At 41.5% G+C, this 20,641-nt stretch carries 16 protein-coding genes and 1 riboswitch; of the genes, 14 read left to right on the top strand and 2 right to left on the bottom strand.

The genetic code is table 11. The features are described 5' to 3' along the window. Window positions 1-4: 4 nt before the first annotated feature. Window positions 5-1,222, bottom strand: coding sequence for an MFS transporter (locus AC1M9I_RS12340; protein ID WP_481592821.1), 1,218 nt, complete (start codon window positions 1,220-1,222; stop codon window positions 5-7). A 393-nt stretch (window positions 1,223-1,615) separates the two neighbouring features. On the opposite strand from AC1M9I_RS12340, the gene murG reads away from it, so the two are divergent. The 7 genes from murG (at window position 1,616) to lpxC (ending at window position 9,713) form a co-directional block, all read left to right on the top strand. Further along, on the top strand, window positions 1,616-2,713 hold the full coding sequence (murG, locus tag AC1M9I_RS12335; protein ID WP_179999161.1) for an undecaprenyldiphospho-muramoylpentapeptide beta-N-acetylglucosaminyltransferase: 1,098 nt from the start codon (window positions 1,616-1,618) through the stop codon (window positions 2,711-2,713). A 16-nt stretch (window positions 2,714-2,729) separates the two neighbouring features. Continuing rightward, on the top strand, window positions 2,730-4,178 hold the full coding sequence (murC, locus tag AC1M9I_RS12330) for a UDP-N-acetylmuramate--L-alanine ligase (RefSeq protein WP_180028490.1): 1,449 nt from the start codon (window positions 2,730-2,732) through the stop codon (window positions 4,176-4,178). A gap of 55 nt (window positions 4,179-4,233) precedes the next feature. After that, a complete protein-coding gene (locus AC1M9I_RS12325; RefSeq protein ID WP_035265835.1) occupies window positions 4,234-5,163 on the top strand; it encodes a D-alanine--D-alanine ligase in 930 nt (309 codons plus the stop codon). A gap of 3 nt (window positions 5,164-5,166) precedes the next feature. After that, window positions 5,167-6,021: a cell division protein FtsQ/DivIB gene (locus tag AC1M9I_RS12320; RefSeq protein ID WP_481594508.1), complete on the top strand. Its 855-nt coding sequence runs from the start codon at window positions 5,167-5,169 to the stop codon at window positions 6,019-6,021. Window positions 6,022-6,082: 61 nt separating this feature from the next. After that, the gene (ftsA, locus tag AC1M9I_RS12315) at window positions 6,083-7,345 is read left to right on the top strand and encodes a cell division protein FtsA (RefSeq protein WP_481594507.1); all 1,263 of its coding nucleotides are present in this window, start codon (window positions 6,083-6,085) and stop codon (window positions 7,343-7,345) included. Window positions 7,346-7,508: 163 nt separating this feature from the next. Beyond that, the gene (ftsZ, locus tag AC1M9I_RS12310) at window positions 7,509-8,687 is read left to right on the top strand and encodes a cell division protein FtsZ (RefSeq protein ID WP_035265829.1); all 1,179 of its coding nucleotides are present in this window, start codon (window positions 7,509-7,511) and stop codon (window positions 8,685-8,687) included. Between the two features lie 123 nt (window positions 8,688-8,810). Continuing rightward, a complete protein-coding gene (gene lpxC / locus AC1M9I_RS12305) occupies window positions 8,811-9,713 on the top strand; it encodes a UDP-3-O-acyl-N-acetylglucosamine deacetylase (RefSeq protein ID WP_481594506.1) in 903 nt (300 codons plus the stop codon). A 97-nt stretch (window positions 9,714-9,810) separates the two neighbouring features. Here the strand turns inward: lpxC and AC1M9I_RS12300 are convergent, their stop codons facing one another. Beyond that, on the bottom strand, window positions 9,811-10,254 hold the full coding sequence (locus AC1M9I_RS12300) for a DciA family protein (RefSeq protein WP_035265826.1): 444 nt from the start codon (window positions 10,252-10,254) through the stop codon (window positions 9,811-9,813). 107 nt (window positions 10,255-10,361) lie between these two features. On the opposite strand from AC1M9I_RS12300, the gene AC1M9I_RS12295 reads away from it, so the two are divergent. The 7 genes from AC1M9I_RS12295 to glmM all read left to right on the top strand — a co-directional run bounded on the left by AC1M9I_RS12295 (window position 10,362) and on the right by glmM (window position 20,627). Beyond that, entirely contained in the window at window positions 10,362-11,069 is a 708-nt protein-coding gene (locus AC1M9I_RS12295; RefSeq protein ID WP_481592822.1) for a M23 family metallopeptidase, read from the top strand. A gap of 302 nt (window positions 11,070-11,371) precedes the next feature. Then, window positions 11,372-14,074 carry a pyruvate dehydrogenase (acetyl-transferring), homodimeric type gene (gene aceE, locus AC1M9I_RS12290; protein WP_092766512.1) on the top strand — a complete coding sequence of 901 codons (2,703 nt, stop codon included), beginning with the start codon at window positions 11,372-11,374 and terminating at the stop codon, window positions 14,072-14,074. A gap of 2 nt (window positions 14,075-14,076) precedes the next feature. Further along, the gene (locus tag AC1M9I_RS12285; protein ID WP_481592823.1) at window positions 14,077-16,056 is read left to right on the top strand and encodes a 2-oxo acid dehydrogenase subunit E2; all 1,980 of its coding nucleotides are present in this window, start codon (window positions 14,077-14,079) and stop codon (window positions 16,054-16,056) included. An 89-nt stretch (window positions 16,057-16,145) separates the two neighbouring features. Then, window positions 16,146-16,292: riboswitch (yybP-ykoY riboswitch) on the top strand. A 75-nt stretch (window positions 16,293-16,367) separates the two neighbouring features. Then, complete coding sequence (locus AC1M9I_RS12280) at window positions 16,368-16,943, top strand: TMEM165/GDT1 family protein (protein ID WP_481594504.1); 576 nt, start codon at window positions 16,368-16,370, stop codon at window positions 16,941-16,943. Between the two features lie 214 nt (window positions 16,944-17,157). Beyond that, window positions 17,158-17,523 carry a YkgJ family cysteine cluster protein gene (locus AC1M9I_RS12275; RefSeq protein WP_179999146.1) on the top strand — a complete coding sequence of 122 codons (366 nt, stop codon included), beginning with the start codon at window positions 17,158-17,160 and terminating at the stop codon, window positions 17,521-17,523. A 177-nt stretch (window positions 17,524-17,700) separates the two neighbouring features. Further along, the gene (guaB, locus tag AC1M9I_RS12270) at window positions 17,701-19,167 is read left to right on the top strand and encodes an IMP dehydrogenase (protein WP_481594503.1); all 1,467 of its coding nucleotides are present in this window, start codon (window positions 17,701-17,703) and stop codon (window positions 19,165-19,167) included. A gap of 125 nt (window positions 19,168-19,292) precedes the next feature. Then, window positions 19,293-20,627, top strand: coding sequence for a phosphoglucosamine mutase (gene glmM, locus AC1M9I_RS12265; protein ID WP_035265813.1), 1,335 nt, complete (start codon window positions 19,293-19,295; stop codon window positions 20,625-20,627). The last annotated feature ends 14 nt before the right edge of the window (window positions 20,628-20,641 follow it).

Below are 20,641 nucleotides of genomic sequence, written 5' to 3'. Positions count from 1 at the left end.
GAGCCTAAATAGGCTCTTTTTTTTGCGTATATATTTTAAATAAATAATAGCTGGTCAATAGTCCTAGGGTGGAAAGACTTACGGTAACCCATGCGGCATTGGACCACTGGTGAGAAGACGAAACGAGAGCTGCTGTTGCTGGGGGAACAAGGAACTGCGCACATGCAGAAATTTGCAGCACTAAGCCCATACTGGATGCTGCTGCATTGACCTGTGGCGCGTATCTAAGCGTATTGGCAAAGACGGTCGTCGGAATAATGCCACCGATAAAAGAAAACAAAATAGCGCACAAATATTGCAACTCAAAAATCAACCAATAGGGTTGTGAAAATACAACCCAGCTACATAAAATTAGACTTAAAAAACTAAATTGAAGTAATTTAAAAGGAGCTATGCCTTTTTGAAGTAATACGCCTGCGCCAAAGGTTCCACCTAAGTTAGATAACACAACCATTGACACCAAAATTCCTACAAGCTTTAAATCCATATTGAATGAGACATACAAGCTGGGTAAAAAACCTGTGAGTGTGATCCATTGACTGGTATAGCAAGCAAAGATAACGGCTAGACAGAGAATGGGTGGATGGGTCGCGGTGGCTTTAACAATAGATAAAAAAGAGTTGGAGGTTGATGTGCTCAGTGCCTTTGTCGTTACAGTGGTTTGCTTATCGTCATAACGTAAAAAATGGTAAATCATCAAGGCAACCAGCCAACACAAGGCACCAAATAATGCCCAAATGTGTTGCCAACTGAGCCATTCGAGTAATACAGGGATGGTCAAAATAGCAAGACTAACCCCAACTCCCATATAAGAACTCCATAACCCCATTTTAAAATTCATGGTTTCAGGCGTGCTTAGGCGTTTTAAAATTGCGGGAGCGCAAAGACTAATGGTGAGAAATCCAATGCCTTCCATAAATCGAAAAAAATAAAGGCTAACACTATGATCAATCCATAAGCCTGCAAAACTACTCATCCCCAATAGAATGAGTGCAAAAATAAGACATTTTTTGAGTCCTATTTTCTCAGATACAGCACCAATACACAGGGCAAATAGCATTCCAGCACCTTGAACCAGTGATAAGGATAGGCCTGCTTGGGTGAAACTTAGATTTAAATCTTTTTGAAGAATTGGAATAACAGCAGAAAGTTTACCGACATGAATTGCAGCAAGGTAGCCTGCCAAAATAATCCAAATGTCATAAGATGATATTTTTGACATTTGCGTTTAAAAATCCTTTTATTCGCGAGCTGAATCTCAATGAGATATAGCAATATCATAAATAGAACTATTGCCTCATACCATTTAGACATAAGTTTATATCCAATATGGCGGTAGCGCAGATACGAAGGAACAATAGAACCAATGCTGTGGTGGTTTTTAATGTGCACATTAATCATTATGTTGGTGCGTTATAAACTAGATCGAATGGTAAAATACATAAAAAAGGCACACCTCATAATAAATCTAGTTTAAACTCTGAAATCATATGAAAAAAACAATTAAAGGGTCCGTGAAAAAAAGTAAATAAACTTTCATGGATATACGATTGTGATTACAATTGATACCTTATATAAAATTTTCTGTTAGCTCTTAGATTTGAAGAATTAGACCGTGACACAAGCTCAGCATAAACAACCTAAACATGTCATGATGATGGCTGCAGGTACAGGTGGACATGTATTTCCTGCCCTAGCAGTTGCTCAGGAATTACAACAGCAAGGTGTCGAAGTGTCATGGTTGGCAACGCCTTCCGGTATGGAAAACCGCTTGCTTAAAAATCACCACATTCCAATTTATCAAATTGATATTCAGGGTGTGCGTGGCAATGGAATCGTCCGTAAGCTGCAAGCCCCTTTTAAAATTTTAAAAGCAACGCTTAGCGCAATGCGCTATATGAAACGATTAAACGTAGATGCAGTCGCTGGTTTTGGCGGTTATGTTGCAGGTCCTGGTGGTTTGGCTGCGCGTATTCTTGGTATTCCTGTCATCATTCATGAGCAAAATGCAGTAGCGGGTTTCACCAATACCCAATTGGCTCGTGTTGCTAAAACGGTCTGTCAGGCATTCCCGAAAACATTTCCAGAAAACCATAAAATCGTGACTACAGGTAATCCCGTACGTAAGGAAATTTCTGCGATATTGAGTCCTGCTTGGCGATATCAAGAGCGAGAAAAAGCCAATCAACCTATTCGTATTTTAATTGTAGGCGGCTCTTTGGGCGCACAAGCATTGAATGAGCGCGTACCCGAAGCACTGAAACAATTAGATGTTCCTTTAAGTGTTTATCATCAGTGTGGTCAAAATCATGCTGATAGCACGCGGGCACGTTATGCCGATGCTCCTGATCATTTACAGGTAGAAGTTCAACCGTTTATTGAAAATATGGCGGAAGCCTATGCCAATGCCGATCTAGTAATCTGTCGTGCTGGTGCACTGACAGTTACTGAGATTGCTACCGCGGGTGTTGCAGCCGTATTTGTACCTTTGCCAAGTGCGGTAGATGATCACCAAACCGCGAATGCCAAATTCCTAGCAGATATTAATGCTGCAAAAATTTGTCCACAAGCGACACTCACTCCTGATTCATTAAAAGCAGTTTTATTGCCACTCATGAACCGTACATTGTTGACGGAAATGGCTGTTAAAGCACGTCAACAAGCTCAACCAGATGCAACTCAGCGTGTGGTTGGTTTAATTCAAGATTTGTAAGTTTTTAGAGAAAATTATGTCTTCAACGAACCCAGCTGATAAAGCAAAAAACCTGATCAAAATTCCTGAAATGCGCCGTATCAAACATATTCATTTTGTGGGTATAGGTGGTGCAGGAATGTGCGGGATTGCGGAAGTCTTAAAAAACCAAGGCTATAAAGTTTCAGGGTCGGATATTAAAGCCTCTAAAACCACTGCACAGCTTGAAGAAAATGGCATTAAAGTTCATATCGGACACGCTGCTGATAATATTAACGGTGCGAATGTATTGGTTGTATCGACCGCGATTGACCAAGAAAACCCAGAAATTAAAGCAGCGATTGAAACACGCATCCCTGTAGTGCGTCGTGCGGAGATGTTGGGCGAGTTGATGCGTTACCGTCATGGTATTGCGGTTGCAGGCACACATGGTAAAACCACTACGACAAGTTTGGTGACCTGTATGCTTGCTGAAGAAAACATGGATCCGACATACGTGATTGGTGGTTTGCTTAATCGCTCTGGAGTAAATGCTGCTTTAGGTGCGAGTCGTTATATTGTAGCTGAAGCAGATGAATCTGATGCTTCATTCCTATATTTAGAACCAATGGCCGCTATTGTCACCAACATTGATGCTGATCATATGGACACTTATGGTGGTAGCTTCGATGTTTTGAAAGATACTTTTGTTCAATTCTTGCAGAAGCTTCCGTTCTACGGTTTAGCAGTGGTGTGTGGCGATGATCAAAATATTCGTGAAATTATGCCACGTATTGGTCGACCTGTTTTAACTTATGGGTTTAACGAAGATAACGATATTCGTGCTGTAGATGTGGTACAAGAGGGGATGCAATCACATTTTACTGTGCTTCGTAAAAACAAAGAGCCACTCAAGTTAACCATTAATATGCCTGGTTTGCATAACATCCTTAATGCGTTAGCTGCGATTGGTGTGGCAACTGATGAAGGTGTATCTGATGCTGCAATCGCTCGTGCTTTAGAAAGTTTTAGTGGTGTAGGGCGTCGTTTCCAAATTCAAGGTGAATTTGAGTTAGGTGATGGAACGGTCAAACTGGTTGATGATTATGGTCACCATCCAAAAGAAGTTGAAGCAACGATTAAAGCTGCGCGAGCAAGTCATCCTGATCGTAGACTTGTGATGATGTTCCAACCTCACCGTTTTAGCCGTACACGTGATTGTTTTGATGATTTCGTTGATGTCTTGTCACAAGTCGATCAATTACTGCTATTAGAAGTATATTCTGCAGGTGAAAAGCCGATTGTTGGTGCAGATAGTCGCTCACTGGCAAGAAGTATCCGATTACGTGGTGATGTTGAACCAATCTTGATTGATCCAGTAGAAGGGAATTTGCCAAATGTGATACAAAAAGTGTTACAAGCAAATGACTTGTTATTGACTCAAGGTGCGGGTAACGTTGGAGCAATTTCAATTGAGCTTGCTCAGAACCAGCTCTATTTAAAATAATCGTCGTTTGATGATTTGGCTAAATTGAAAATTTTATAAGTTTAAGGAACTAAACGTGTCAAATGCTTCTAAATTCGGCAAAGTTGCTGTATTGCTTGGTGGTAAATCTGCAGAGCGTGAGGTGTCATTAGATAGTGGTAAGGCTGTACTTGAAGCATTGGTACGTTCAGGGGTGAATGCAGAGGGTTTTGACCCTCAAGAACGCAGTGTGACTGAATTGGTAAATTACGATCGTGCATTTATTGTGTTACATGGTCGTGGTGGAGAAGATGGTCAAATCCAAGGCGCATTAGAGTGGTTAAATATTCCATATACTGGAACTGGTGTGCAGGGGTCGGCTATTGGAATGGATAAAGTAAAGACCAAGCAAATTTGGCAAGGTTCTGAACTTCCTACAGCGCCATACCGCATTGTTTCTAAAGATACTGATGCACAAGCACTCGTTGCAGAGCTTGGATTACCACTGATTATCAAACCCGTGCATGAAGGCTCAAGTGTGGGCATGAGTAAGGTTGAGAAAGCAGAGGATTTAGCTGAAGCAATTAAAAAAGCGACTCAACATGATGCCGTGGTCATGGCTGAGAAGTGGATTACAGGTCGTGAATTTACGATTTCATTTTTAAACGGCCAACCATTACCAGTCATCCGTTTACAACCTCCAGCTGATGTAGCCTTTTATGACTATGAAGCTAAATACCAACGCAATGATGTTGAATATGGTATCCCTTGTGGTTTGAGTGAAGCTGAAGAAAAAAGCTTACAAGCACTTTGCTTACGAGCGTTTCAAGCTGTTGGGGCAAGTGGTTGGGGTAGAATTGATGCTATGCAGGATGAGCAAGGTCAATTTTGGTTGCTAGAAGTGAATACTGTTCCAGGCATGACCAGTCATTCATTGGTACCAAAAGCAGCTCAAGCAGTAGGTTATAGTTTTGAAGATTTGTGTTTGGCTATTTTAGAGCAAACCTTAGCGAAAGAATCACACTAAGTTATGGCTCAACTACCTCCATCGATGCGTCGCAAACGTGCGGCGATTACATCGATTCATGACAAACCACCGACTCGCAAAGAGAAAATGATTAATGCGGGTGGTTGGGTCATGCTTATTTTTGCATGTTGTGTACTTTTGATCGGGATTTATGGCTTATATAGCGTCATGACCAATGCAAAAGTAGCATCGTTGGATGTGGTTGGTCTGCAAGCCGAGCCTGAAATTAGTCAAGTAAAACAGCAGTTAATGCCTACCATTACAGGCAATTATTTTACTGCTGATCTTGAGCAAATTCGTGATAAGGCATTAGAGATTTCTTGGGTAGATCGAGTGGTCATCTCTAGAGCTTGGCCAGACGGCATTAAGGTTCGTGTTATTCCGAAACATCCGATTGCACGTTGGGGAACAGGACGTCTGTTAAGTGATCAGGGTGTGGTGTATACAGAGGCGTACTCTAGAAATCACGCAAATTTACCACTTATGCATGGTCCGTCAGATCAGTCAAAAGTCATGATGAGACGTTATCATGAAATTAATCAACTGTTTAGTCCAGTGAATCTGCGTTTGAAAGAGCTATATTTAACAGATCGTCGGACATGGTTTATGCAGTTCGATTCGGGTTTACGTATTATTGTGGATCAGGATCAGACCATAAGCAAACTGCAACGATTGAGTCACTTATCTCAAGCAGATCTGAAAGTGGTTTGGCCAAGAGTTTCAGCGATTGACTTACGTTACCGTAATGGCTTAGCGATTCAATGGAAAAATGCGACACCACCAAAGATTATAAATGGTCAGTTTGTTGTAACCATTAATGACATTAACATTGCAGATTCAAGAGTTGCAAAGCCATAATACGTGGCTTTAAAAATAGGCATAAGCCAGATATAAACAATGAAGAAAATGGTAGTGAATCATGAATGAGGCTGTTCCCTCAGTTGTTGCGATAGACATTGGGACACATAAAGTTTCAGTTCTAATTGGTAAAGTACATGCGCCGGATAATATCCAGGTCATCGGTATGGCGACTGCGCGAAATAAAGGCATGAACAAAGGAAAAATTGTTAGCCTTGAAAAAGTGATCTCTGCGATTAAGAATGCGGTACAAGAAGCAGAAGATATGGCGGAGTGTCGTGTGCATTCGGCATGGGTATCGATCCCGAGTACAGAACTGCAAAGTGCTTATGCGACAGGCCGGACACCGATTTCTAATCCAGAACGCACCATTACGACTTCAGAAGTGGTTAAAGCTTTAGAAATGGCAAAAGCCAGTCATTTAACTTCTGATCATTATCTTGCAAGTGCAGTCCCATTGGGTTTTGAGTTGGATGATTCACCTGAGTGGGTGCATAATCCAATTAACCTTTCAGCAAATAGCATGACGGCGCATTATCAACTTATGATGCTACCAATCAGCACCATGCAAAATTTAGATCGTGCAATGAAAGGCGCCAATATTTTTGTCGAAAAGATGGTGATTTCATGTTTAGCAACGGCTGAAGGTGCATTGCTGAAAGATGAAAAAGAGTATGGTGTATGCTTATTGGATATTGGGGCTGGTACAACCAATATTGCAGTTTATATTGAAGGTCATTTAGTGCTAGCACACACCATTCAACGTGGTGGTGAAAATGTAACGCGTGATATCGCCGCAGTATTGCAAACGACGACCGAAGAAGCTGAACGACTCAAATTGCTTTACGGCTGTGTTGATTTACAGCAAGTCAAACCTGAACATATGATCGAGTTTGAAGCGATCGATGGTCCTCAAGCGATCAGTCGGATTGAGCTATCAGAGATTATTATTGCACGTTACGAAGAAATTCTTTCTATGGTGCGTGATGAGTTACAACAACGTGGTGCGCTACAAAGTTTATATCACGGTGTAGTTTTAAGTGGTGATGCATGTCAGATTGAGGGTATGATCACACTATCACGTCGTATGTTGGGTGTTTCTGCCCATTTAGGCAATCCTCCGCTACAAGTATATGCGGATGATCAACATTTACCGGCATTAAGACGTTCAATGTATTCTACCGCAACAGGATTGCTGTTATTTAGTCAAAGCGATTTACAAGAATCGGTTGAGCAACCTGAAGAAGTGAATAAGCGTCCAATATTAGAGCGCATAGCAAATGGTTGGAATGCGTTTAATAACAAATTGAAAGGTATTTTTTAAGTTTAGTTTTTAAGGGAGTATTGTTTGCAACTTGTAAGAGCAACTTCATGTGCTTGACAAGAATGTGATTGCAACGCATCCTAAAAACAAATTTTTATTATTGAAGATCAAGGCAGTATACGGGCTTAAGTGACTGCCAAATTTATTAGGAAAAGTTAAGGTCATGGCTTCATTTGAATTTTTAGAAGATGAACAAACCGATAATAACGGTCAAGCCCGTTTTACTGTGTTTGGTGTTGGTGGCGGTGGTGGTAATGCCGTACAACACATGGTGCAATCTGATATCAAAGGCGTGAAATTTGTTTGTGCAAATACAGATAAACAAGCTTTAGATCGTATGAATGCGCCATTCAAAATCCAATTGGGCCAACAAAGTACGCGTGGACTAGGTGCAGGAGCAAATCCTGATGTCGGTCAAATTGCAGCAGAAGAAAGTCGCGAGTTAATCCGTCAGCATCTAGAAGGTGCAGATATGGTATTTGTTACTGCCGGCATGGGTGGTGGTACTGGTACTGGTGCAGCACCAGTCGTGGCTGAAATAGCACAAGAAATGGGTATTTTGACGGTTGGTGTTGTCACCACTCCATTTAACTTCGAGGGTCGTCGTCGTCAACGTTCTGCTGAAAAAGGGATCGAAGAACTTGAAAAGCATGTTGACTCATTGATTATCATTCCAAACCAACGCCTACTTAGCGTTTATGGTGATATTTCGATGCAAGATGCTTATCGCAAAGCGGATGATGTCTTGCTTAACGCAGTACGAAGTATCTTTGATCTAGTTGTGCGTCCTGGTCATATCAACCTTGACTTCGCCGATTTGAAAACAGCGATGAGCACACGCGGTTATGCGATGATGGGTGAAGGTAAGAGTAGCGGTCCAGATCGTGCTGAAGATGCAGCGCGTCTTGCGATTCGCAGCCCGTTACTTGACAACGTAAATATTATGAACGCGAAGGGTGTTTTAATTAATATCACTGGCGGTAATGATGTTACCTTACGTGAAACCGAAATTATCACAGATGTTGTCAATCAGATTGTTGATCTAGATGAAGGTGAAGTCTTCTTTGGTACAGTATTTGATCCAGATGCGCGTGATGAAATCCGTGTTACTGTGATTGCGACAGGTTTAACTCGTAATGCGAATGAAACGGAAGTGAAGCGCCGTGCGCCAGTGAGTGTAAACCCATCAGTTGGTGGACAAGCTGCTGCTTTGGATGAAGATGATGTTCCAGCAATCAGTAAACGTCAGAATCAAGAGAGTGTAGCCCCAGAGCCTTCTGCAGCGCCTCGATCTGCACCCATGAGCATTCAAGATTATCTTAAAAATCAACAGCGTAAATAACATGTAACATAATGTGTTTACGATGATCAAACAGAAAAGGTGGCTCTTATGCCACCTTTTTGATTTTTATCAATGGCTAAATGTGCTAACGTATACTAGATTTTAGATGAATATTGAAGAAACATGTTGAAACAACGCACCCTGAAACGAGTCGTGAAAGCGAGTGGTATCGGATTACACAGTGGGCAAAAAGTAATGATTAACTTTGTACCACATGTAGCTGATGGGGGTATTGTTTTTCGCCGTATTGATTTAAATCCGCCTGTAGATATTCATGCCAATGCGATGCTGATTCAGGAAGCATTTATGTGTTCGAATTTGGTACAAGAAAATGCCAAAGTTGGGACTATCGAACATATTATGAGTGCGATTGCAGGTCTTGGTATTGATAATCTGATTATTGAAGTATCAGCTTCAGAAGTTCCAATTATGGATGGAAGCGCTGGTCCATTTATCTATTTACTCATGCAAGGTGAGTTGATGGAGCAAGAAGCGCCTAAAAAATTTATAAAAATATTAAAGCCTGTTGAAGCATTAATTGACGATAAGCGCGCTATTTTTAATCCGCATGATGGTTTTCAACTTAATTTTACGATTGATTTCGATCACCCAGCCTTTGCCAAAGAATATCAGTCTGCCAGTATTGATTTCTCAACGGAAACATTTGTTTATGAAGTCAGTGAGGCACGTACTTTCGGCTTTATGAAAGATTTGGATTATCTTAAGGCGAATAATTTAGCTTTGGGTGCTAGTTTAGAGAATGCAATTGGTGTTGATGATTCAGGTGTCGTGAACGAAGAAGGCTTACGATTTGCTGATGAATTTGTACGTCATAAAATATTAGATGCGGTGGGTGATCTTTATTTACTCGGACATCAAATTATTGCGAAGTTTGATGGTTACAAATCTGGACATGCACTCAATAATCAACTGCTTCGCAATGTTCAGAGTGACCCATCTAATTATGAAATTGTAACATTTGATGACGAAAAGTCTTGTCCAATTCAATATGTAAGTGTGATCTAAGTCATTGTCTTCAGGTTAAATGTTATAGTATAACATTGTTAAGTGTGACTTAATTCTCCTTTAAAATAGTGAATGACGTTTAAATCAAATGGTCCTGTTACTTTTTATTGCTTGCCAAACGTATCATAGCTTGGCTAAGCTTAGGATCGTTCACAAAACTAGCAGCGTTGAGTAACATTTCTTGCGTTGTCGGACATAAGGAAGTTTTGGAATTTTCAGTTTGTGTTTGGGGAATTTCTTTTTTTGCTCGAAGACGAACTTGGATTTTTTGTAAATCTTTGAGTTCAGGGATTTGTGATAACTGAGAAATATACTGTTTTTGAAGGTAACCGAGTTGACTAATCATGGCTTGATTTTCACCGGTGATGGTCAAAATACCGTATTGATAACAGACAACTTGCCATTGTTCATTTTTGGGCAATAGCGGTTGAATTAATTTTGTAAGTCTCTGCCAGTCAGCAACTTGCTTTGTGAGAAACGATAAGTTTCCTGTTTTTATGTGTTGTCTTGTTTGTTGAAACATATTTTTTGGTTCTGACATACATTGTTCCTACATTGTTTTGTCTTAATCTTAAACGCTTGTTTCTTTCGATATCAAGGAAGAGATCACACAAGAGACTTGAGTAAGAACAGTTTAATGAGGTTTATATGTATACGCGACGTATTTTATTAGCGTTTTCTTTAGCAGCTTCAGCAGCTTCGGTTGCATTTGCAGATTTAGTTCAATTAGATGCCACACAAGCCTCCAATCCTGATCGATTGGAAGAGTTAACAAGAACACTATCACAAGGTTCTTATAGTCATCCTGATGACATGGACATTCCATCGACAGCACAAGTCGATGTGACAGTTCGAGCGAAGGCGGATCCAATCGAATTAAATAATGCGCTGCTTAATAGTAAATACCCTGCTCAAAAAACTACAACGACAAGTTCAAATCGTTACTCTTCAAATAATGCGTATTCATGGTTAGTGACACACCCACTTCCAAGTGGTCGTGTCAGTTCAAATTATGGCGGCCGAACAATGGGCGGACGTGCTGAAAACCATTCTGGTTTGGATCTTGCGGCACCAACAGGAACTCCAATATATGCAACTGGTCCAGGAATAGTGACTAAATCAGGTTGGGGTACAGGTTATGGTCAATATGTCGAAATCAACCACGGTAATGGGTATATCACACGATATGCACATGCTTCACGCTTAATTGCTAAAGTAGGTGATAAAGTCACTGCTGGTGAGCATATTGCCAATGTAGGTTGTACTGGACGCTGTACTGGTCCTCACTTACATTACGAAGTGGTCAAAGATGGTCAGCGTAAAAATCCTTCAACTTACCTAGCGATGTTGCCTTAATTAATTATCAAACCTCATTAATACACATCCATTGTTAAGTCATTTGAATAAATCGCCAAGCATAGTCTTGGCGATTTTCGTTTTTGCAGTCAGGTCACCTGACTAAATTCAAGATTAGAATAAAGCTTTGTATAAAAAAACAGCAAAATTGGCGTTTTAGTGTTAATTTGTGTAATAAACGGTCAAGTACTATTTATTATCGAAATATTAGTCTAATGTCGTATTCATTTATAGCCATAACTGCGTATCGCGAAAATATGTTAAATATAGGGCATACAAATAGGCATGAATATAGGTGTAATATGGCGTATTACGGTGATACCGACGCACAAGAAACCCAAGAGTGGCAGGACGCTTTTGACTCTGTTTTACAGCATATGGGGACGGAAAGAGCAGCCTTTCTTCTTGAAAAACTGTATCAACGTGCGATTGCGAAACATGTTCCCATTCAGCGTCTAAATACTCCTTACTTAAATACGATTTCAGTAGAAGAGCAACCTGCAATGCCTGGCGATCCAGATATGGAGCGCCGAATTCGTGCTTTGATTCGTTGGAATGCTTTAGCAATGGTGCTTCGCGCCAATAAAACAGGCGACGATCTTGGTGGTCACTTAGCCAGCTTTGCATCCTCTGCAACTTTATATGATGTTGGCTTTAACCATTTCTTCCGTGCGAACAGTGATAACTTCGGCGGTGACATGATTTATTATCAAGGTCACTGTGCACCAGGGATTTATGCGCGTTCATTTTTGGAAGGTCGTTTAACTGAAGAGCATCTGAACAATTTCCGTCGTGAAGTTGATGGTATTGGTTTACCTTCGTACCCACATCCGTACTTAATGCCAGACTATTGGCAGTTCCCAACGGTATCGATGGGTTTAGGTCCAATCATGTCCATTTATCAAGCACATATTCAAAAGTACTTGATGAACCGCGGTTTGATTAAAGAAGAAGATCGTAAGGTTTGGGCTTATCTCGGCGATGGTGAGATGGATGAACCAGAAAGTACTGGTGCAATCTCCTTGGCAGGTCGTGAAAAGCTAGACAACTTGGTTTGGGTTGTAAACTGTAACTTACAACGTTTAGATGGTCCAGTTCGTGGTAATGGTAAGATCATCCAAGAACTTGAGTCTTTATTCCGTGGTGCAGGTTGGCGCGTGATTAAAGTAGTATGGGGTCGTCATTGGGATCCACTACTTGCTAAAGATGAATCTGGTGCGCTTAAAGCCATTATGGAAGAAGCTGTAGATGGTGATTATCAGCGTTATCAAGTGAAAGGCGGCGCTTATACACGTGCGCACTTCTTTGGTAAATACCCTGAAGCTGAAGAGTTAGTTAAACACTTAAGTGATGAAGATATCGATAATTTAAATCGTGGCGGCCACGATCCTTACAAAGTATATGCTGCTTATGCAGAAGCCATGAAATCTACAGGTCAGCCAACGGTTATTCTCGCGAAAACTGTTAAAGGTTACGGCTTATCTGAAGAAATTGAAGCGGTCAATAAAACGCATCAAATCAAGAAAATGCAACTTGAATCGCTTAAATATGTACGTAACCGTTTCAACTTGCCATTTACCGATGAGCAACTTGAAGAAGTTCCATTTTATCGACCAAGTGAAAACTCGCCTGAAATTAAGTATATGAAGGCTCGTCGTGAGGCTTTAGGTGGTTACTTACCAGCACGTCGTAAAGAAAGTGAATCTTTAGCGATTCCTGAGTTGTCTGTATTTGATGCAGTGTTAGCTGGTTCTAATGGTAAGCAACAATCAACGACCATGGTGATGGTACGTTTGATTTCTGCACTACTGAAAGAAAAAGCAATTAAAGACCGTGTGGTACCAATTGTTCCAGATGAGGCGCGTACTTTCGGTTTAGAAGGGATGTTCCGTCAATTGGGCATTTATGCCGCGCACGGTCAAAAATATACCCCTGAAGATCAAGAGCAGTTGATGCATTACCGTGAAGCGAAAGATGGTCATATGCTTCAAGAGGGGATCAATGAAGCAGGTGCGATGAGTGCTTGGGCTGCTTTAGGAACAAGTTATTCAACCAATAACCTTCCTATGATCCCAATGTACATGTATTACTCAATGTTTGGCTTCCAACGTATTGGTGATATTGCATGGGCGGCAGGTGATGCACAGGCGCAAGGTTTCTTATTGGGTGCAACTGCTGGTCGTACTACGCTGAATGGTGAAGGTCTACAGCATCAAGATGGTCACTCACATATTCTTGCGAATACGATTCCAAATTGTATTTCTTATGATCCATGTTTCGGATATGAACTTGCGGTGATTGTACATGACGGTCTAAAACGCATGTATGTGGATCAGGAGCGTGTGTTCTATTACTTAACTGTAATGAATGAGAACTATGAGCATCCAGCGATGCCACAAGGTGCTGAAGAAGGCATTAAACGTGGTATGTATTTACTTGAGGAAGATGAAAAAGCCACAGTTCAGCTTTTAGGTTCAGGTGTAATTCTGCGTGAAGTGATTAAAGCGGCTCAAATCTTACGTGATGAATATCAAATTCATTCGAATGTCTACAGCGTAACAAGCTTTAATGAGCTTGCACGTGATGGTATGGCGTGCGAAGAATATAATCGTTTACATCCACTTACTGAAGATGTGAAAGAAGCATGGGTGTCGAAGCAGTTGCGTGGTACGAAAGGTATCGTCGTTTCTGCAACAGATCATATGCGTGCTTACAGTGAACAAATTCGCGCTTACCTTCCAGATAATCGTCCATTTGTAGCATTAGGTACAGACGGTTATGGTCGCTCAGATACACGTGCAAAACTTCGTAGCTACTTTGGTGTAGATGCTGCGCATATTGTGGTTGCGACACTGAAGAAACTTGCCGACGAGGGTGAAGTAGATGCGCGTCTAGTTAAGGATGCGATTTCTAGCTTTGAATTAGATACTGACCGTCCAGTCGCTTGGGCACCTCAAACAACGCCTGAACTTCACGCTGTAGCTGACTACAAAGAGGAGAACTAAGCATGCAAATTACGACTCCTGATATTGGTGTAGATAAAGCCACAGTGGCTGAAATTTTGGTCAAAGTGGGTGATACGATTAGTGTCGATGACAGCATTGTTTTGTTGGAGTCTGACAAAGCATCTGTTGAAGTGCCAAGCACTTCAGCAGGTGTGGTGAAAAGTATTTTGGTGAGCCTTGGTGACGAAGTTGCTGAAGGTGCGATTTTGGTAGAGCTTGAAGCGGAAGGGCAAACGTCATCTGAAGCACCTACAGCACAAGTTGAAGAATTGAAAGCACAAGCTCAAGCAGAACCTGTAGCTCAATCTCAAGTGGAAGCACCAAAAGCAGCAGCAACGGCATCTGAAACCGTTGATGTACAAGTACCAGACATTGGTGTTGAAAAAGCCACTGTGGGTGAAATTTTGGTTGCTGTTGGCGACGAAATTGATGTCGATCAAAGTATCATAGTCGTTGAGTCAGACAAAGCAACAGTCGAAGTTCCAAGTGCTGTTGCGGGTACAGTTGAATCGATTGAAATTTCAGTTGGTGATACAGTGAAAGAAGGTGTTGTGATTCTGAAAGTGAAAACAGCAGCTTCAGTATCAACCGCGGCGCAAGCTGCTGCAGAAACTGCATCGTCTTCTGCTCCAGCTGCAGAAGCACCACCTGCAGAATCAACAAAAGCGACAGTTGCTTCAGCGCCAGCAGGTAAAGTTGAGATTGCTGTCCCTGACTTAGGTGTAGACAAAGCTGCTGTAGCTGAAATTTTAGTGGCTGTTGGTGATAAGGTTGAAAAAGACCAAAGCATCATTGTGGTTGAATCGGACAAAGCGACCGTTGAAGTACCAAGTACTACCACAGGTGTGATTACCGCAATTCATATTGAATTGGGTCAAAACGTGTCTGAAGGCGTGGCTTTAGTTACGATTGAAGCTGAAGGTCGAGTAACCCCAGTTACAGAAGCCCCTGTAGCAGCACCAGTGAGTACAAAAGCGGAAGCACCAAAAGCAGTCCCTGCGCAAGCTGCTGCTCCTGTACAAACAGCTGCTCCTTCAGCAGATAAGCTGACCAAAGAGCAAAATGCAGCAAATGCTAAAGTATATGCTGGTCCTGCGGTACGTAAGTTGGCGCGTGAGCTTGGTGTTGTGTTGGCAGAAGTGAAAGCTTCTGGTCCACATGCACGCTTAATGAAAGAAGACATCTTTGCGTATGTGAAAACACGTTTAACTGCACCAGCACCTGTAACTGCTGCACCGACAGTTGCTGCACCAGCAGGATTGCCTAAATTACCAAGTTTTGATGCCTTTGGTGGTGTAGAAGAAAAAGCGTTAACACGTTTACAGCAAGTGTCTATTCCACAGTTGTCATTGAACAATTATATCCCGCAAGTGACCCAATTTGATGCGGCAGATATTACGGAGCTTGAAGCATGGCGTAATGAGCTTAAAGGCAACTTTAAGAAAGAAGGCATTAGCCTGACCATTATGGCTTTCATCATCAAGGCTGTAGCGCATTTGCTAAAAGAAGAGCGTGAGTTTGCAGGTCACTTGTCTGATGATGGCAAAACCGTATTACTGCGTAAAGAAATCCATATGGGCATTGCTGTTGCTACACCAGATGGTTTAACAGTGCCTGTGCTACGTAATCCAGATCAAAAATCAATTAAGCAAATCGCAGTTGAACTCGGTGAGTTGGGTCAAAAAGCACGTGATAAGAAATTGTCACCGAAAGATCTGCAAGGTGCCAACTTCACGATTTCAAGCCTAGGCGCAATTGGTGGTACTGCATTCACTCCGCTTGTCAACTGGCCGCAAGTGGCAATCTTGGGTATTTCACCTGCAACGATGCAACCTGTGTGGAATGGACAAGGTTTTGATCCACGTTTAATGCTTCCATTGTCATTGTCTTATGACCATCGTGTCATTAATGGTGCTGATGCTGCTCGATTTACCAATAAATTGACGAAGCTGCTTAAAGATATTCGTACATTGCTTATCTAATTATTTTTAAAAGCATTTTGGATGCAGAATCAAAACCTCACTTCGGTGGGGTTTTTATTTGTAAAAACAAAAAGCCAGGCTTATAATGGAGAAACTTCATTGGGGAGTAGCCGCTGTTCTGCAACAGAACAGGTGATGGTCAACATATTTGCTCTAAAACGAGCATGGTCATCATAGCAAAGAACCAAATGAGCTCCTTTCGAGCTTTCTTTCTTTTGTTGGCAAGACCTTTGATTTACCATTCTGCAGATTTTTGGCTAGCAGGGGTGGTGGGTCATTGGTATTTGTTATGCTAGCCAGAGAAAGACATCATGTATGAATTCCTTCTGTCTACAGGTATCGTCGCATTAGCTGAAATGGGTGATAAAACCCAATTGTTGGCTTTACTGCTTGCTGCACGTTTTCGTAAACCCGTTCCAATCTTAATTGCTATTTTGTTAGCGACAATTGTCAATCATGGGGTTTCAGCTGCTCTAGGACAATGGGTTACAACAATTTTAAGTCCCGAGATCCTCATGTGGATTCTAGCAATAGGATTTATTGCTATGGCTGCTTGGATGTTGGTCCCTGATGAATTAGAGGATGAGTCAGGTAGTATTCAAAAATGGCAAAAATTTGGCGTTTTTGGAGCGACATTTATTTTATTTTTCTTGGCTGAAATTGGCGACAAAACGCAGATTGCGACAGTGGCACTTGCTGCACGTTTTGACAGTATCTGGTGGGTGATGGCTGGAACGACATTAGGTATGATGATCGCTAATGCGCCGGCAGTATTTATTGGTGATAAATTGGCGAATCGATTACCTATTTCCTTGATTCACAAAATTGGCGCAATAATTTTCCTTGTCATTGGTGTGGGCACTTTAGTACAACACTATTGGTTATAAATGGTTGTATTCGCTTAAATATTTGAATCTTCAAAATTTTTGATTCATTTATAAATCGCGTTGAAAAAATGCATCATAAAAGTGATTCATAATGGTGCATTTTTTTAACAGAAGTTATTGATTAATAAACGAATATAATAAAAAAATTCTTGTTTTTGAAATTAAGTTTTTTTAGGATTTCGTCACTAAAAAATTATTTTTAAGAGATTTAAAAATGCTCTCTCAGATTTCTGCACAGGATGCGTGTTTAAGTTGTGGTGCTTGTTGTGCCTATTTCCGTGTTTCATTTTATGGTGCGGAAGCGATGAACATCCCTACCGAGATGGTTGAGGATATTAACCCTGTATATGCTTGTATGGTGGGGACGAATCAAACTAACCCGCGATGCGTTGCTCTAGAAGGAGAAATAGGGAAGCAGGTCTCTTGCTCGATTTATACGGTTCGCAGTTCATCGTGTAGAGAGGTCCAAGCCGGAGATGCGCAATGTGCCAAAGCTCGACAAGCCCATCATCTGATCCCATTAATTGATATTGAAATTGTTCCATCGTCGAATGATGACGATTACGATCAGGTCAGTTAATTTGAATGATTTAAAATATGCTTCTGTTTTATATGTTCTTATTATGATTTTCTCGGATAGTAAGTTGCATAAAAATAGGGGTGATGGGTAAATTTCATAAAATTGTCGATAATAAGAAATGAAATTTACCTTAAAATTTGTATATAATGGCGCACGGAAATTACCAGTGAGACTGTTATGTTGACCATCGTTCAAGACGCGTTAACTTTTGATGATGTCCTATTACTCCCTGCCTACTCTACTGTTCTCCCAAAAGATGTCTCTCTAAAGACACGTTTAACTCGCGGCATTAATTTGAATATCCCTCTTGTGTCTGCAGCAATGGATACGGTGACTGAATCCCGTATGGCAATTGCAATGGCACAAAATGGCGGTATCGGTATCCTTCATAAAAATATGGATATTGCAGCGCAAGCTGCTGAAGTACGCCGTGTTAAAAAATTCGAAGCAGGCATGGTGAAAGATCCAATTACAGTAACCCCTGAAACGACTGTGCGTGAGTTAATCGCAATTACGCACGCGAACAATATCAGCGGTGTGCCAGTGGTGAAAGATGGCAAAGTAGTTGGTATTGTGACAGGTCGTGATACACGCTTTGAAACTAATCTTGAACAGCCAGTAAGCAACATCATGACTGGTCAAGATCGTTTGGTCACTGTTCGCGAAGGTGAATCGAAAGAAAACATTCAGGCACTTCTTCAAAAAAATCGCATTGAGAAAGTGATTGTTGTTGGCGAAAACAACGAACTAAAAGGTTTAATCACTGTAACAGATTTTAATAAAGCTGAGCTTTATCCAAATAGCTGTAAAGATGACTTAGGTCGTTTACGTGTGGGTGCTGCAGTTGGTACAGGTGTAGAAACTCCAAGCCGTGTTGAAGCATTGGTTGATGCGGGTGTAGACGTGATTGTGGTCGATACTGCACATGGTCACTCTGCTGGTGTTATCGAGCGCGTACGTTGGGTTAAAGCCAACTACCCACAAGTTCAAGTCATTGGCGGTAACATTGCGACTGGCGATGCTGCATTGGCTTTACTTGATGCAGGCGCAGATGCTGTGAAAGTAGGTATCGGTCCTGGTTCAATCTGTACGACTCGTATTGTTGCAGGTATTGGTATGCCACAAATTTCGGCGATCGATTCTGTTGCTAACGCACTGAAAGATCAAATTCCATTGATCGCAGACGGTGGTATCCGCTTCTCAGGTGATATGGCAAAAGCGATCGGTGCAGGTGCAAGTACGATTATGGTGGGTTCTTTACTTGCTGGTACTGAAGAAGCACCAGGTGAAGTTGAATTCTTCCAAGGTCGTTATTACAAAGCTTACCGTGGCATGGGTTCATTGGGTGCAATGGCGGGTGCAACAGGTTCTGCGGATCGTTATTTCCAAGACTCTAAAGCAGGTGCTGAGAAGTTGGTTCCAGAAGGTATTGAAGGCCGCGTACCTTACAAAGGGCCAATGGGCAACATCGTGCATCAAATGATGGGTGGTTTACGTTCATCTATGGGTTATACAGGCTCTGCAGTGATTGAAGATCTTCGTCAAAATGCGAAATTCGTGAAAATCACGTCTGCGGGTATGTCTGAATCACACGTTCACGATGTGACCATTACTAAAGAAGCACCGAATTACCGTGTTGGTTAATTGCCTGTTATAAAACAATTTTTAAAAAAAACCGTCATGTAAATGACGGTTTTTTTATTTTGGTGTAAAGTGGTGCGCATTGAAAAAGGATGATGTTAATCACCCGCTAAGAAGTGAGAGAATGAATGAGTTATTTTGGTACTGATGGTATTCGTGGGAAATTCGGTGTATTTCCAATCACACCTGAGTTTGCACTCAAATTAGGGTTTGCTGCGGGTAAAGTACTTAAGCGTAGAACAAAAAGAAATAAACCGATTGTGGTGATGGGCAAAGATCCTCGTTTATCAGGTTATATTTTAGAAGCGGCTTTACAATCGGGTTTAAACGCAGCTGGTGTTTATGTGCATTTATTGGGTCCATTACCTACGCCTGCCATTGCTCATTTAACTCGTGCTTTGCATGCCAGTTTAGGGATTGTCATCTCAGCTTCACATAACCCTTATCATGATAATGGCATTAAGTTTTTTTCTTCAGAAGGAAAAAAATTACCAGACGAGTTTCAAGATGAGATTAATGCTGAACTCGAGAAAGATATTGTCATTGATGATATTGCGAGTCTAGGAAAAAGTGTGCGTGTTGATGATGCTCCAGGTCGTTATATTGAATTTTGTAAATCAACGTTCCCATACCATTATGATTTAAACAATTTAAAGATTGTCGTCGACTGTGCCAATGGAGCAGCATATAACGTGGGTCCTGCGGTATTCCGTGAGCTCGGTGCCAAAGTGATTGCGATTCATAATGAACCGAATGGTTTGAATATTAACCAAGGCTGTGGCTCAACTCATCCTGAGAGTTTGCAAGCTGCTGTTGTTGAGCATCAAGCAGATTTGGGTATTGCATTTGATGGCGATGCAGATCGTGTCATTCTAGTGGATCAGAATGGAAAGCTGATTGATGGCGATCATATTCTATATATCTTGGCGACACAAAGTGCCAATAAACCAGCCGGTATTGTCGGTACGCTCATGAGCAATATGGCACTTGAATTAGCACTTGAAAAAGCAGAAGTTCCACTGCTACGTGCCAAAGTTGGTGACCGTTATGTATTGCAAGGTTTAGAGGAAAACGGTTGGGTTATTGGTGGTGAACCTTCAGGTCACATTTTAACTCTAGACAAGAGCACCACAGGTGATGCGATTATTGCAGCCCTACAAGTCTTAACTGTCATGGTTGAACAGAAGAAAGCATTGCATGAGTTGGTTGCTGACTTTAAATTACTGCCAAACGTGCTTGTAAATGTCCGTTTAGATGCAATGTTTGATCCATACTCAGTACCTGCATTGGCTGCAGAATTTGCCAAAGCCGAAGCGCAACTTAAAGGTCGTGGTCGATTACTGATTCGTAAGTCAGGGACTGAACCTGTAATTCGTGTGATGGTTGAAGGTGATAATCTTCAAGAAGTGACTGCACTGGCACATGCTTTGGCAGATGCTGTACGTGCTAATGCAGCAGCTTAATCGGGGATTGACTC

Source organism: Acinetobacter sp. ANC_7553 (assembly GCF_056779895.1).
Note: the sequence above shows the minus strand (reverse complement) of the source record. Positions and strands in the feature narration are given on the sequence as shown.